Origin of the sequence: uncultured Flavobacterium sp., from assembly GCF_937967675.1 — a bacterium.
In the GTDB taxonomy this organism is placed as follows: domain Bacteria; phylum Bacteroidota; class Bacteroidia; order Flavobacteriales; family Flavobacteriaceae; genus Flavobacterium.
Map to the genome: position 1 here is coordinate 1 of NZ_CALBSN010000112.1, position 15333 is coordinate 15333.

Genomic DNA, 15333 nt, shown 5'->3' on the forward strand with positions numbered 1-15333 from the left:
AAAGATAAGCCATAAATTGCTTTTTACAAGAGTTGCTAACATTTTTATAACTTATCGATTCATAGCTTCTGTTTATAGTATTTTTTGTAATTTGGCTGAAAATTGTTAGACCTATGAAATTACATCCTATTGAAGCGGGAAATTTTAAATTAGACGGTGGTGCTATGTTTGGTGTGGTACCCAAAACCATTTGGAATAAAACCAATCCAGCCGACGAAAACAACCTAATTGATATTGCAGCTAGATGCCTTTTAATTGAAGATGGAAACCGATTAACTTTGATTGATACTGGAATGGGCAACAAACAATCAGATAAATTCTTTGGTTATTATTCACTTTGGGGCGATCATTCTTTGGATAAATCGTTAAAAAATGCTGGTTTTCATCGCGATGATATTACCGATGTTTTTATGACACACTTGCATTTCGACCATTGTGGCGGAAGTGTGAATTGGAACAAAGACAAAACGGGTTACGAAGTAGCTTTCAAAAACGCCAAATTTTGGACCAATGAAAATCACTGGAAATGGGCAACGGAACCAAACGCACGAGAAAAAGCCTCTTTTTTACATGAAAATTTATTTCCAATGCAAGAAAGCGGTCAGTTGCATTTTATTAATCGCCCAGATAGTGATTTTGGTTTTTCAAGCGAGTTAGGTTTCGATATTTTCTATGCTGATGGTCATACGGAAAAGCAAATGATTCCACACATTAACTACAAAGGAAAAACCATCGTTTTTTGTGCGGATTTATTAGCAACGGCTGGTCATATTCCAATTCCATATGTAATGGGTTATGACACTCGTCCTTTATTAACGTTAGACGAAAAAGCAAAATTCATGAATGCAGCCGCTGATAATAATTATTATTTATGGTTAGAGCACGATGCTCACAATGAAATTATAACGGTTGAACGAACTGAAAAAGGTGTTCGTTTAAAAGATGTTTTCAAATGCGAAGACATTCTAAAATAATGTTAAATAAACAATTCAATTGTAACAAATACAAATCACTTCAGTCCAATAACTGAAATTAATTAATTGAAAAATGAAGAGAATTTTTAGACCACTTTATCTAAGTTTAGCTTTTGCTTTTGCACTAGCAAGTTGTGGACCGCAAAAAATGGTTTCAACACCTGTTGAAAATATTGATAATTTACCTTTAAAAACAACTCCTATTGCAGAAAATGACTTAAAAAGATGGAGTCATTTAGATCTAGTAAAAGATACTGTTCCAGGAATGAGTGTTGATAAAGCTTATGCTGAGTTGTTAAAAGGCAAAAAAGGTCAAAAAGTAATTGTTGGAATCGTAGATTCTGGTGTTGATATCAATCACGAAGATTTAAAAGCGGTGATTTGGACGAATCCAAAAGAAATTGCAGGTAACGGAATTGACGATGACAAAAACGGTTATATCGACGATATTCACGGTTGGAATTTCTTAGGAAATGCTGTTCATGAGCAATTAGAAATGACACGTATCGTTAAAAAAGGTCCTGGAACTCCTGAATATGACAAAGCAAAAGCAGAATTAGAAGAAGAATTAAAAGGTATTCAACCTCAAAAGCAACAATTAGATTTTATTGTAAATGCTGAAAAAGCTTTAGTCGGCTATTTCAAAAAGAATGATTTTACATTAGAAGAAGTTAAAGCAATTCCTGCAACAGAAACTTCATTATCTCAAGCTAAAGCCGTTTTTACACAAGTTTTAAGTAATAGCACAAAAGCGGATTTTGATAAACAAATTGAAGAATTCAAAGATTATATCTACGGACAAGTTAACTACAACTTAAACGTTGATTTTGATGGAAGAAAAATCGTTGGTGACAATCCAGATGATTTAAAAGATACTAAATACGGAAACAACAATGTAGTAGGTCCAGAGCCAAAAGAAGCAAAACATGGAACGCACGTAGCTGGAATTGTTGCGCAAGTTAGAGGCAATAATAAAGGTGGTGATGGTGTTACGAATAATGCTGAAATCATGACGTTAAGAGCCGTTCCAAATGGAGATGAATATGATAAAGATATTGCGTTGGCTATTCGCTATGCTGCAGATAATGGTGCGAAAGTAATCAATGGTTCTTTTGGAAAATACTATTCACAACACAAAGAATGGGTTATGGATGCCATCAAATATGCTGAATCAAAAGACGTTTTAGTAGTTATCGCTGCTGGAAACGAATCTTATGATTTAGATGTAAAAAACAAATATCCAAACGATACCTATGATGGAAGTCCAGAATACGCTAAAAACGTATTAATTATTGGAGCGCTTTCTCCAACTTACGGAACTAAAATGGTGGCAAGTTTTTCTAACTACGGAAAAAACAATGTAGATATTTATGCTCCAGGAGATAAAATTTATGCTACTACTCCATTAAATACGTATGAATATTTACAAGGAACTTCAATGGCTTCTCCTAACGTAGCTGGTGTGGCAACCTTAATTCGTTCTTACTATCCAAGTTTAACTGCAGTTCAAGTTAAGCAAATCATCATGGAAAGCGGAACGCCATTAAAAAACACAGTTACAATTGGTGAAGACAAGCATAAAGCAAACTTTGCAGACGCTTCTAAATCAGGAAGAATTGTTAATGCCTACAACGCTTTAGTTTTAGCAGCTAAAATGGCGAAAAAATAAAAGTATCATTACTTTAGTAAAACCAAAAACCTACAGGTTGTTAAATTCTTGTAGGTTTTTCTTTTAAAAAATTGATTATGAAAAAATTACTTTTTTTACTTACTTCTTGTATTGGTTTCGCACAAAACAATCCAAATCCAGGGTATTGGCAACAACATGTTGACTATAAAATGGAGGTGAACATGGATGTGAAAAAATTCCAATACAAAGGAAAACAGGAAATTGTGTACACAAATAATTCACCTGACACCTTACACAAAGTTTTCTATCATTTGTATAACAATGCTTTTCAACCAGGAAGCGAAATGGATGCGCGACTTCAATCGATTTCCGATCCTGATAAACGAATGGTTAAAACCTTTAAAAAAGAAGGGAAAGAATTTAAAGAAAGTAGAATTAGTACTTTAAAACCAAATGAAATTGGATATTTAAACATCGCTAATTTTAAACAAGATGGAGTTTCTGCAACCACAAAAGTAGTAGGAACTATTTTAGAAGTTACTTTAGTAAAACCTATTTTACCTAAACAAAAAACTACGCTTTCCTTAGATTTTGATGGACAAGTGCCGTTACAAATTCGTCGTTCTGGAAGATTGTCAGAAGAAGGCGTTGCTTTATCGATGACCCAATGGTATCCTAAATTATGCGAATACGATTTTGAAGGATGGCACGCAAATCCTTACATCGCAAGAGAATTTCATGGGGTTTGGGGTAATTTTGATGTGAAAATTACCATTGACAAAAATTATACTATTGGTGGAACAGGTTATTTACAAAACAAAAACGAAATCGGTCACGGCTATCAAGATGCTGGCGTACAAGTAGTTCATCCTAAGAAAACCAAAAACTTAACTTGGCATTTTTATGCGCCGAATGTTCATGATTTTGCTTGGGGTGCTGATAATGAGTTTATCCACGACATGATTATAGGTCCTAATAATGTAGAGTTGCATTTCTTATACAAAAACAACAAAGACATTATTGAAAATTGGAAAAAATTACAACCTAAAACAGCCGAATTACTAGCGTTTTTTAATGAAAATGTTGGACCTTATCCATACAAACAATATTCAGTTATTCAAGGTGGCGATGGAGGAATGGAATATGGTATGTGTACGTTAATCACTGGAAACAGGGCTTTTGGAAGTTTAGTTGGTGTAACCGCTCACGAAATGGCGCATTCTTGGTTCCAATTTGTATTAGCGACCAACGAAACCAAACACGAATGGATGGATGAAGGATTTACTTCATACATTTCTAACTTGGCGATGAACAAGGTATTGCCTCCAAAAAAACCTGAAATTCCTTATGAAGATGCATATAACAATTACATTTATTTAGCAAAATCAGGTAAAGAACAACCGCTTTCTACACACGCTGATCGTTACGATATCAATATGGCGTATGGTATTTCTGCTTACAGTAAAGGAGAAGTGTTTTTAGTACAATTGGGATATTTAATTGGACAAGAAAACCTCAACAAAACCATCAAACGTTACTACAACGAATATAAATTTACGCATCCAACACCGAACGATATCAAACGTGTGGCTGAAAAAGTTTCAGGTGCTAATTTAGATTGGTATTTGTTAGATTGGACGCTAACTACAAATACTATTGATTACAGCATCAAAGAAGTTTCTGAAGCCAATGCTGCGAATACAAAAGTAGTTTTTGAAAGAAAAGGAAGAATGCCAATGCCTTTAGATGTTATGGTAGAATATACCGATGGAACTAAAGAATTTTTCTACATTCCAAATACCTTAATGCGTTGGGAAAAACCAAATCCCTATGCCGGAATTAAAGGAAATGTGTTAAAAGGTTGGGATTGGGCTTACCCAACATTCACGTTTGAAATTGCAAAACCAAAAGATAAAATTAAATCGATCACCATTGACCCAGAAAACATGATGGCGGATATTAATAAAGAAGATAACATCTTTCCAAAAAAATAAAATGTAAAGCGACTCGAAAGTCGCTTTTTTTGTGCTCAATTTCAATTTGTAAGATGACAAATATCATGATTTAGCTGTTTTAGCTTTCGTAATTTTAATGTGCTAAAAATGCAAATTAAAATTAGTTATTCATTTAAAAACATAAAGTCATGAGCATTGCAACAAAAGACATTAGAAACGTGGTATTTCTTGGGCATTCAGGATCAGGAAAGACCACCTTTATCGAGACCATGTTATTTGAAAGTGGCGCAATTCCACGCCGTGGTTCGGTAGAAAATCACAATACCATTTCGGATTTTACCGATTTAGAACACGAAAGAGAAAACACCTTATACAGCCACTTAATGCACGTTAAATGGCACAACAACAAAATCAACATCATTGATACTCCAGGTTTCGACGATTTTATTGGTGAAGTCGTTTCTTCACTTAAAGTATCCGATACTGCTGTAATTCTTTTAAATGCAGCATCTGGAGTAGAAGTAGGAACGGAAATCGTTTGGGAATACGTTCAAAATTATCAAACACCTGCTTTTTTTGTCATCAATCAAATGGACCATCCAAAAGCAGATTTCGAAACTACTTTAGAACAAGCCATAAATCGTTTCGGAAATAAAGTGATTCCGATTCAATACCCATACAATTCAGGAGAAAAATTCAATAGTATTATTGATGTACTTCGTATGACGATGTATGTTTTCCCAGAAAATGGCGGAAAACCAGAAAAAATGCCTATTCCAGAATCGGAATTAGAAAAAGCAAATGCACTTCATAATGCCTTAGTAGAAGCGGCTGCAGAAAATGAAGAAGGGTTGATGGAAAAATACTTCGAAAAAGGTAATTTAGATGAAGAAGAATTAGCAAAAGGATTAACTATTGCGCTTGCTCATCAACAAATATTTCCGGTTTTCTGTGCTTCTGGATTAAAAGATATGGGAAGTGGAAGAATCATGGGATTCATTGATGATATTGCGCCATCTCCAGCCGATAGACCAGCGAAAAAATTAGAAAATGGTGGTGAATTAAAATGCGATGCTAGTGACAAAACTACTATTTTCATTTATAAAACCCTTTCGGAACCGCAAGTGGGAATGGTTTCTTATTTCAAAGTGCTTTCGGGTGAATTGAATGCTGGTGATGAATTAGTAAATGCCGATAACGGAGAAACCGAACGCTTAACGCAATTATTCGTTGCAGAAGGAAAACAAAGAACTTCGGTTGACAAATTAGTTGCTGGTGATTTAGGAGTTACAGTTCGATTAAAATACGGACACTCCAACAATACGTTGAATGCTAAAGGTGTAGAAAGAAAAGTCAGAAAAATGCAATTTCCAGAAAGTCGCATCAGAAAAGCGGTTACAACTGCTAATCTAGCCGATATGGAAAAAATGATTAAAGCGTTACATCAAATTGAAGAAGAAGATTTGACTTTCAAAGTAGAGCAATCTTCGGAATTAAAACAAACCATTGTACATGGTCAAGGGCAATTGCATTTGGATTTAATCAAACATCGCATCGAGATTGAAAACAACATCGAAATCCTGTTTGAAGAACCAAAAGTTCCATATCGCGAAACCATAACCAAAGCTGCAAAAGCAGAATACCGCCATAAAAAACAAAGTGGTGGCGCGGGACAATTTGGAGAAGTTCATTTAACTATTGAGCCTTATTATGATGATATGCCAGAACCACAAGACGTAAACGTTCGCAACAAAGAAATTGAAGAATTGCCTTGGGGCGGAAAATTCGCATTCTACTGGTGTATTGTGGGTGGAGCTATCGACAATCGTTATGCCACTGCAATCAAAAAAGGAATCATGCAATCTATGACCGAAGGTCCGTTAACAGGTTCTAATTGTCAAAACATTCGCGTTTGTATTTACGATGGTAAAATGCATGCAGTAGATAGTAATGACATCTCGTTCCAATTGGCCGCTGCTCATGCTTTTAAAGATGCTTTTAATGAAGCAAGACCTCAACTTTTAGAACCTTACTATCAGCTTGAAGTACTTTGTGAAGATGCCTACACCGGTGATGTTATGGGCGATTTACAAACCCGAAGAGCCATTATTCAAGGAATGGATACGGATGGTCATTATCAAAAAATTATTTCCGAAGTGCCGTTAGCAGAACTCAAAGATTACGGTTCTACACTTCGTTCATTAACACAAGGAAAAGCAAAATTCAAATTGGAATTTAGTTCTTATCAACTGGTTCCTACTCATGTTCAGGAAAGTTTAGTTATAAGCAATGCGGTTTTATCTGAATGATGAGTGAATTTTGATTTTAGAAAAGCTTCTTCAAATTGAGGAAGCTTTTTTTATACCTTTGTTGCATGAAATTCACTTATCCCAAACACGAAAAATTAAAAAGCAAAACTACGATTGACCTTTTATTCTCAGAAGGAAAATCAGTTTCGAAATATCCGTTGCGTTTGGTTTATGTTGAAAATTCAGAACCTAATGCAGAACTAATTAAAATGGGCGTTTCCGTTTCTAAAAAGTACTTCAAAAAAGCGGTCGATCGCAATTATTTCAAGCGTGTTTTACGTGAAACCTATCGTTTAAACAAACATCTTTTGATTAATCATTTGGAAAAACCATACGCATTTATGTTTTTCTATCAATCAAAAGAGCGACTTTCTTATCAAGAAATAGAAGAGAAAACCATCCAACTTTTTCAAAAATTCAACGAAAGGCAGAAGTAAATTGCACTTTTGGTTTAATTTTTGCTCAAGATTCTTTACTTTCGTAAACTAGTACAATTCAAGACTTCAACATGAAAAAATATTTCAAAGCAAAAATAATCATTCCTGTTCTAGCAACAGGTTTCTTATTTGTGGGCGTTAGTTTCAAGAACGATTTTTTTGAAATTGCCAAGCAAATTGAAATCTTCACTGGACTTTTTAAAACCGTTAACCAAAATTACGTGGATGAAACCAATCCAGGTGAAATGATGGATAACGCCATAAAAAACATGTTGAAAGAATTAGATCCGTACACGGTTTTCTTTAATGAGCAGGACGTTTTAAAATTTAAAATCAACAATACGGGCGAGTACACTGGCATTGGCGCTATGGTTCAACGCAAAGAAGGAAAAGTTTTTCTAAAAGAAATTTACAAAGGATTTCCAGCTGATAAAGCCGGATTAAAAGCAGGAGATGAGGTAATTCAAATCGGAGATATTAACTTAAAAGAATACAAAGAAGATGCTTCACAATTGTTTCGTGGTGCCAAAAATACCAAAATTGAAATTCAATACATTCGACAAGGAAAAACCCAAAATGCCACAATTGTTTTAGATGATGTTGAAATAAAAGCAGTTCCTTTTTTCTCACTTTTAAAAGACAATACGGGTTATATCGTTTTAACGAAATTCACAGAAAAAGCGAGTTCAGAAACCAAAGCGGCTTTGTTAGAATTGAAGAAACAAGGAGCAACCAAAATTATTTTAGATTTAAGAGGAAATCCGGGTGGATTATTGCATGAAGCCGTTAATATTTGTAACCTTTTTGTGCCAAAAAACGAATTAATCGTAACCACAAAATCGAAAAATCCAAAACATAATTTTGAATATCGTACTAAAAATGAACCTATAGATATAGAAATTCCAATTGCAGTTATTGTGGATGGAAAAAGTGCTTCGGCTTCCGAAATTGTAGCAGGTGCAATTCAAGATTTGGATCGAGGTGTAGTTTTAGGAACTAGAAGTTTTGGGAAAGGATTGGTACAACGTCCATTAGATTTGTCCTATGGAACGCAAGTAAAAGTTACGATTTCAAGATATTACACGCCTTCAGGAAGGTGTATTCAAGCTTTGGATTATTCGAAAAAAGACGCAAACGGAAAAGCTATCAAAAAATCTCAAGACGAATTCAATGCTTTTAAAACCAAAGCAGGAAGAACCGTTTATGATGGTGGCGGTGTTTTACCAGACATCGAAATCGAAGAAACCAAAACAGCAACAATAACGGAGGCTGTTGTTAAATCGGATGCTATTTTCAACTTTGCAACGCAGTGGTATTTTAAAAACCCAACCGTTTCAGGAATTCCAACCATAACCGACACAGATTATGCGGCTTTTAAAGCTTTTTTAAAGCAAGAGAAAATCACTTTAGACACCGAAACCAATAAAGCCTTGAAAAACGTTTTAGAAACAGCTAAAAAAGAAAAAATGGATACTCAAATTGTTGCAGAATACAAACAATTGGAATTGGCAATTGAAAAAAATCAAGAATTAGAGTTGGATAAAAACAAAAATCAAATAAAAAAACTAATTCAGGAAGAGCTAATTACACGTTATCAATATCGTGAAGGCTTGTATCAATTTTACACCAAAGAAAATATAGAAATTGAGAAAGCGATTGATTTATTAAACAATCAATCGCAGTACAAATCAATATTAAAAAAATAAGATGATGCGTTTCTTTTCCCTACTATTTTTATTTTTTACACTAATTTCTTTTGCTCAAGAGGAAGAAGAAGTTCATTCAATATTCTTTGAATTTGACAAATACAATTTAAAAGAAGAACAAGCGAATGCCGTAGTAACATTCGTAAGTAAAATAGATACTACTCGAATTGAATCGATTCAGATTTTTGGCTATTGCGATGATAGAGGAAAAGATGCTTATAATTACACTTTATCAACAAATAGAGCCAATACGGTAAAAAATAAGTTAATTGAAAGAGGTATCAAAAGTAAAATCATCATAACACTTGAAGGAAAAGGTAGAATCATGCTTGATGAAGACATGCAAACGAATGTTCCAGAAGCCCGTTCTAAAAACCGAAGAGTAGACGTAGTAGTAAACTTCAAACCTGTTGTAATTGAAGATTTAAAAATTCATGGGATTTACAGTACAATTAAAAAAGACCGAATTGTAGGCGATAGAATATACCTTGACCACGTTTTATTTGAAAGAGGCAGTAGCCAATTAACCTACAAAGCCAAGAAAGAATTAGACCGAATTGCCTTAGAATTACACAAATACAAAAATATTCATTTCGAAATTCAAGGACATGTTTGTTGCACCCCAACTTTTCAAAAAGAAGCCATTGATCGCGACACCAAAAAACGTGAATTATCTACCAATCGTGCAAAACGAGTGTACAACTACTTTTTAATGAAACGCATTAGTAAAACAAGAATGACTTTTAAAGGATATGGTAATACGCAATCTTTGAAAAAAGGAAGCGCCTTAGACAGAAGAGTAGAGCTTTTGATTACTAAAAATGATGTGGTTCCTGTAGAACAACCGAAGAAGTAAAATTAAATTTCAAGGGCAAGTACAATTTCAAAAATTAATTCGTCACTTCATTAATAAATTAAAATACGAATTACACGAATTAACACTAATTTGCTCTGTGAAATTCATTTCAACACATTATAATTCTAAATCAAAAAAACGGAGAAGATCTGTGTAAAAGAAGTGATACTTTGCAGCGTGACATGTATGTGAGAAAGAAGTCTCTATAAATCTGATTAATTAAGGTTTCTACTGAGACTGAAAACTAAGAACGTTTCATTTGAATATGCGGAATATCGTCTTCCAAATACATTTCACTGGTTTGGATAAATCCGTGCGATTCGTAGAATTTTTTGAGATATTCTTGAGCAGAAATGGTTATAGCGGTTTCATTGAAATTTTCTTTGATACCTGCAATAGAAACACGCATTAAATCGTGACCAAATTTTTTATCACGGTATTTTGGGCTAACTACAACACGTCCTATAGATGTTTCTTCAAAATAATATCCTTTGTTGAACAATCGAGAATATGCAGCTAAATCGCCATTGTAATATCCTAAAATATGAAGCGCTTTCTCGTCTTTGCCATCAATGTCTTGATAAACGCAATTTTGCTCCACTACAAACACTTCTGAACGTAGTTGAAGTAAAGAATAGAGTTCGGATGTAGAAAGTTCGTTAAATCGCTTTATTTTGAATTTTATTTCCATATTAAAAAAAGAAGTTCCCAATGAAGGGAACTTTATATTATTTTAAAAACTTAACGGATTGAATAATCGCTTCCAATTCGAAAACCAAATCACGTTTCGATTTTGACGGATTATAAGTGAAGCCTTCTAAAATTAAATAACGATTATTTTTGGTGTCTTTGATGGCATAATTCACAAAAGGTCCCGCCATGAAATCGTTTTTCAATTCCCAAGTTCCTTTGGTTAAATAGGTTTTTTTGTTGGCAATTTTTTCTTCGAAAAGGTAAGGAGCGTAAGCCGCTTCAGTAATCATCCAGGTATTTGGCAATGTTCCGTGAATGTTAGCCTTTCCTATTTCATCACGCATAGTAGTGATATTCGTGATGATATCACCTCCATTTTCCACTTTATCAATTGGAACTTGATATACTAAAATACTATTGTAACCTGAGGTAAATTCTTTACGTAACCAAACGAAATTGTCTTTCACCATGTCATATTTATATCCAAAACCAATTTGAAGACTAATCCCAAACTTTTTTTGTAATTGCTCATCTGAAACTAGAGATTTCTTCATTCGAATTTGATTCTCAATGATTTCAGCAGCTTTGATTTTTTTGATGATTTCAGCTGATTTTTCTTCCAAAATATTCAAAACATCTTCTGTGTCAGTTCCTGAAATGAAGAAAATATTTTGTGGTTTTGCAAATTTATTGGTATTAGAAACAAATGCTGCTTCTTTGCCTTTTTTTACAACAATAATATTGCGGCTCTTACGAACGAATCCTTCAAAAACTTTTGTTGGATATTGATTTAAAGTAAATAATGGCTCTTCTTGAGGTAAACCATCTACTGGAGCAGCAAATTTTTTACGAATACTATCGCCAATTTCTCCATTCCACAAATTGTCATCAATAATAATCGAAACATTATTGATTTTTCCATTAGATTCTGATAAAATGGCTTGTGTTTCTTCTTTAGAAGTTTCTTTACAAGACAAAAACGATAGGGCAACAAAAGTGAATACTGCTAATTTTTTCATGGGGTAGAACAATTTATTATCCGTTAATTTTTAATTTCATTCCGGGTTGTATGTTATCACCACTAATATCGTTCCATTTTTTAATATCTTCTATAGAAACGCCTGGAAATTGTTTTGAAATTGAGAATAACGAATCACCACTTTTAACCGTATAAGTCCCGTCATTATTGGGCTTAGACTCCGTTTTAGTGATTACTTTTTTATCAGAATAAATTTTTAATTTTTTTCCAGCTTGAATGTTATTTCCTTTAATGCTGTTCCATTTTTTAAGTTCAGAAATGGAAACATTGTACTTGTCGGCAATCTTACCTAAACTTTCACCGCTTTTAATGGTGTGAAACTGCGTTTTTCGTTCAAATTTAGGTTTGCTTACAAATGATGAATCGGCAGAAGATGAAATAGAATCTTTTGAAGTAGAAGCAATAAATTCCGATTTTGTTTTTTCTTTGTACGTTTCTAAATAATTCAAATAAGCGTAAATTTTCTCTTCGTTAGAAACAAATAATCCCATTTTATTTTTTGGTAAACGCAAATAATGTGGTTTATCTCCTTCAAAAGGAATCACTTTCAATTTATAAATTGGATTTAAAAATTCTAGTTGCTCTTCCGAAATATCCAATAACTCTGCAATATGCTTAAACGACATTTGCTTTTTCACCATAATTGTATCGGTTTCGAAATACGTTAATGGCGCTTTTTTAGGTTGAATTCCGTGCTCTTTTTTGAATTCGTAAATGTAAAATGTAGCTAAAAACGCTGGAACGTAATTAGCCGTTTCTTGAGGTAAATTTTTACGAATGTTCCAATAATTTTGACTTCCCCCCGAACGACGAATTGCTTTTGAAACGTTTCCTGGTCCACAATTATATGCTGCTAAAACCATGCTCCAATCTCCAAAAATTCCGTATAAACTTGATAAATATTGACAAGCAGCTTCTGTTGCTTTTAACGGATCATAACGTTCATCAACATAAGAAGTGACTTCTAAATTGTATTGTTTCCCTGTTGGATACATAAATTGCCACAAACCAGAAGCGCCAACACGAGATTTCGCTCTTGGATTCAAAGCTGATTCTACAATAGCCAAATATTTCAATTCTAACGGAATATTATATTTTGCTAAATGCTCTTCAAACATTGGAAAGTAATATTCCGATATCGCCATTAAACGCTCAAATGCCTTTGGACGATTTTTCAAAAAGGCTTTAATCGTATTTTCTAATGCGGGATGATACTCAATATTAAAAGGCGATTTAGCATCCATTTTTGCCAAACGTTTTTTTAGCAAGTCGGTTGAAAGATTGTAACTAACTTCTGCATCGATATTAATAGTAGAAATATCTTTAAACATATCATTTGATAGTTCGAAATTCGCTAATTCCGACAACCATCTTTCATCAATACAATTACTAGTACTGTGATTTACAAACGTTGTTTTCAATGAATCCAAATAGGACATTTTAGGCAACGGAAGTAAATTTTCTTTTTCCACAGATTCCTGCGCAAAACTAAAAAGCGACAGAAAAAGGGATGTTATTATAATTGTTTTTTTCATTCTGTTTTTTGTTTTTTGGGGCGTGTTAATCATTAATAACTTAATAACCAACGTTTTATTGTATTCTTAATCTAAAATAGCTGCAATTCCAGGTAAGGTTCTGCCTTCCAGCATTTCTAACATCGCTCCACCGCCGGTAGAAACGTAACTCATCTTTGGTTCTAATCCAAATTGTTTTACAGCCGCAACGCTATCGCCACCACCTACAAGTGAAAAAGCGCCATTTGCAGTTGATTCTGCAATATATTCTCCTAACGAAATGGTTCCGTTAGCAAAAGATTCCATTTCAAAAACACCTAATGGACCATTCCAAAGAATTGTTTTTGAATCTAAAATAATTTGTTTAAAAATGGCTAATGATTTTGGACCTGCATCTAAACCTTGCCATCCATTTGGAATATTTTTCACATCAACAACTTGCGTATTAGCATCGTTTGAAAACGCATCAGCAGCAATAACATCAACCGGTAAGTGAATTTGAACGCCTTTTTCTTTGGCTTGTTTTAAAATTTCGATAGCTAAATCTAATTTATCGTCTTCACAAATCGAATTTCCAATTTTCCCACCTAATGCTTTGATGAACGTAAAGGTCATTCCGCCACCTATAATCATGTGGTTTACTTTGTCTAAAATATTTTCAATTACTGTGATTTTTGAAGAAACTTTACTTCCTCCTAAAATCGCAACCACGGGTTTTTCTGAATTTTTTAATACTTTTTCGATGCTTTCAATTTCTTTTGCTAACAAATAACCGAAGCATTTCGCATCTTGAAAAAATTGCGCAATAATAGTAGTTGAAGCGTGCGCTCTGTGCGCAGTTCCAAAAGCATCGTTCACATAAATATCACCTAAAGAAGCTAATTTTTTTGAGAATTCTACATCTCCTTTTTCTTCTTCAGCATAAAAACGTAAGTTTTCTAATAATAAAATTTCGCCTGGTTTAAGATTTTTTGCTGCATTTTCAGCAATTTCTCCAATACAATCCGAAGCAAAATGTACTTTTTGACCTAAAATTTCTTCCGTTTTTGCAACAATGTGTTGTAACGAATATTTCGCTTCAACTCCTTTTGGTCTTCCTAAGTGACTCATTAAAATTACACTTCCGCCATCTTTCAATATTTTGTCAATTGTTGGCTTTGCTGCCTCGATTCTTGTAGCATCGGTAACCTTAAAATTTTCATCTAAAGGCACATTAAAATCTACACGAATAATTGCTTTTTTGTTATTGAAATTGAAGTCGTTAAGTGTTTTCATTTGTATCGAATTTTAATTTGAGCGAATGCAAATATAAATTATTGTATTTTAAATCTTTATAACAAATATCATATTTTGCATTTTTTTAAATTCTTCTAAAACCAACTTTTTAATTTCTTTTCTACCAATTTTGGTAATTTTTGATTAGGTTTGTTCCATGCTTTTCAAAGATATTTTAGGACAGGAACATATTAAAAATCACTTAACTAAGAGTGCCGAAGCCGGAAGAATTCCGCATGCTCAGTTGTTTGTAGGGCCTGAAGGTTGTGGAACACTTCCGATGGCGATTGCCTATGCGCAATATATTTTGTGTGGCAATGTTGGTGGTGAAAATCTAGGAGAAAACACCACTTGTAACCTAAAATTCGAACATTTTTCGCATCCCGATTTGCATTTTGTTTTTCCTGTTGCTACAACCGATAGCGTTAAAAGTCATGCGGTTAGTGATAATTTCATGGTAGAATGGCGCCAATTTTTAACCGAAAGTCCGTACGGAAGTTTGTTTGATTGGTTAAAAAATCTCGGAATTCAGAACAAACAAGGTTTAATTGGAGTAGATGAAGCGACAGAAATCAACAAAAAATTATCTTTAAAAGCTTACGAAGGCGGTTACAAAGTCATGATCATTTGGATGGCGGATAAAATGAATGGTTCGTCAGCCAATAAATTATTGAAATTATTAGAAGAACCGCCCGCTAAAACGGTTTTCATTTTAATTACCGAAAGTACAACCGATATGTTACAAACCATTTTATCGCGTTGTCAAGTGATTGATTTTATTGGTTTGAGCGAAAGTGTAATTGCGGAAGCTTTGGTTTCACGTGAAAATTGCGAACCAACAGTTGCGAAAAAAATCGCGCATCAAAGCGAAGGAAATTATAACAAAGCCCTGCATATTTTACGAAAAGAAGACGATGAATTTCCGTTTGACGAATGGTTTGTAGA

12 protein-coding genes are annotated in these 15333 nt (G+C 33.8%); 8 read left to right on the plus strand and 4 right to left on the minus strand.

The window, feature by feature from the left end:
* Positions 1 to 113: 113 nt before the first annotated feature.
* The 7 genes from Q0075_RS07605 to Q0075_RS07635 all read left to right on the plus strand — a co-directional run bounded on the left by Q0075_RS07605 (position 114) and on the right by Q0075_RS07635 (position 9867).
* Entirely contained in the window at positions 114 to 974 is an 861-nt protein-coding gene (locus Q0075_RS07605; RefSeq protein WP_297868989.1) for an MBL fold metallo-hydrolase, read from the plus strand.
* Positions 975 to 1047: 73 nt separating this feature from the next.
* Positions 1048 to 2643, plus strand: a complete 1596-nt coding sequence (locus tag Q0075_RS07610; RefSeq protein ID WP_297868990.1) for a S8 family peptidase — start codon at positions 1048 to 1050, stop codon at positions 2641 to 2643.
* A 77-nt stretch (positions 2644 to 2720) separates the two neighbouring features.
* Positions 2721 to 4598: a M1 family metallopeptidase gene (locus Q0075_RS07615; RefSeq protein WP_297868991.1), complete on the plus strand. Its 1878-nt coding sequence runs from the start codon at positions 2721 to 2723 to the stop codon at positions 4596 to 4598.
* Between the two features lie 149 nt (positions 4599 to 4747).
* Positions 4748 to 6868: an elongation factor G gene (locus Q0075_RS07620; RefSeq protein ID WP_297868992.1), complete on the plus strand. Its 2121-nt coding sequence runs from the start codon at positions 4748 to 4750 to the stop codon at positions 6866 to 6868.
* 65 nt (positions 6869 to 6933) lie between these two features.
* Positions 6934 to 7305, plus strand: coding sequence for a ribonuclease P protein component (rnpA, locus tag Q0075_RS07625; RefSeq protein ID WP_291110085.1), 372 nt, complete (start codon positions 6934 to 6936; stop codon positions 7303 to 7305).
* Between the two features lie 71 nt (positions 7306 to 7376).
* Positions 7377 to 9011 (plus strand): S41 family peptidase, encoded by a 1635-nt coding sequence (locus Q0075_RS07630; protein WP_297868993.1) that lies wholly within the window; start codon positions 7377 to 7379, stop codon positions 9009 to 9011.
* Position 9012: 1 nt separating this feature from the next.
* Positions 9013 to 9867 (plus strand): OmpA family protein, encoded by an 855-nt coding sequence (locus Q0075_RS07635; RefSeq protein WP_297868994.1) that lies wholly within the window; start codon positions 9013 to 9015, stop codon positions 9865 to 9867.
* 244 nt (positions 9868 to 10111) lie between these two features.
* On the opposite strand, the gene Q0075_RS07640 is transcribed toward Q0075_RS07635, so the two are convergent.
* The 4 genes from Q0075_RS07640 to Q0075_RS07655 all read right to left on the minus strand — a co-directional run bounded on the left by Q0075_RS07640 (position 10112) and on the right by Q0075_RS07655 (position 14388).
* Complete coding sequence (locus tag Q0075_RS07640) at positions 10112 to 10558, minus strand: GNAT family N-acetyltransferase (RefSeq protein ID WP_297868995.1); 447 nt, start codon at positions 10556 to 10558, stop codon at positions 10112 to 10114.
* A 37-nt stretch (positions 10559 to 10595) separates the two neighbouring features.
* Complete coding sequence (locus Q0075_RS07645) at positions 10596 to 11579, minus strand: DUF4837 family protein (protein WP_297868996.1); 984 nt, start codon at positions 11577 to 11579, stop codon at positions 10596 to 10598.
* 16 nt (positions 11580 to 11595) lie between these two features.
* On the minus strand, positions 11596 to 13134 hold the full coding sequence (locus tag Q0075_RS07650) for a lytic transglycosylase domain-containing protein (protein WP_297868997.1): 1539 nt from the start codon (positions 13132 to 13134) through the stop codon (positions 11596 to 11598).
* Positions 13135 to 13200: 66 nt separating this feature from the next.
* Positions 13201 to 14388, minus strand: a complete 1188-nt coding sequence (locus Q0075_RS07655; RefSeq protein WP_297868998.1) for a phosphoglycerate kinase — start codon at positions 14386 to 14388, stop codon at positions 13201 to 13203.
* Between the two features lie 157 nt (positions 14389 to 14545).
* On the opposite strand from Q0075_RS07655, the gene Q0075_RS07660 reads away from it, so the two are divergent.
* A partial coding sequence (locus Q0075_RS07660) for a DNA polymerase III subunit delta' (protein WP_297868999.1) occupies positions 14546 to 15333 on the plus strand: 788 nt, incomplete at its 3' end.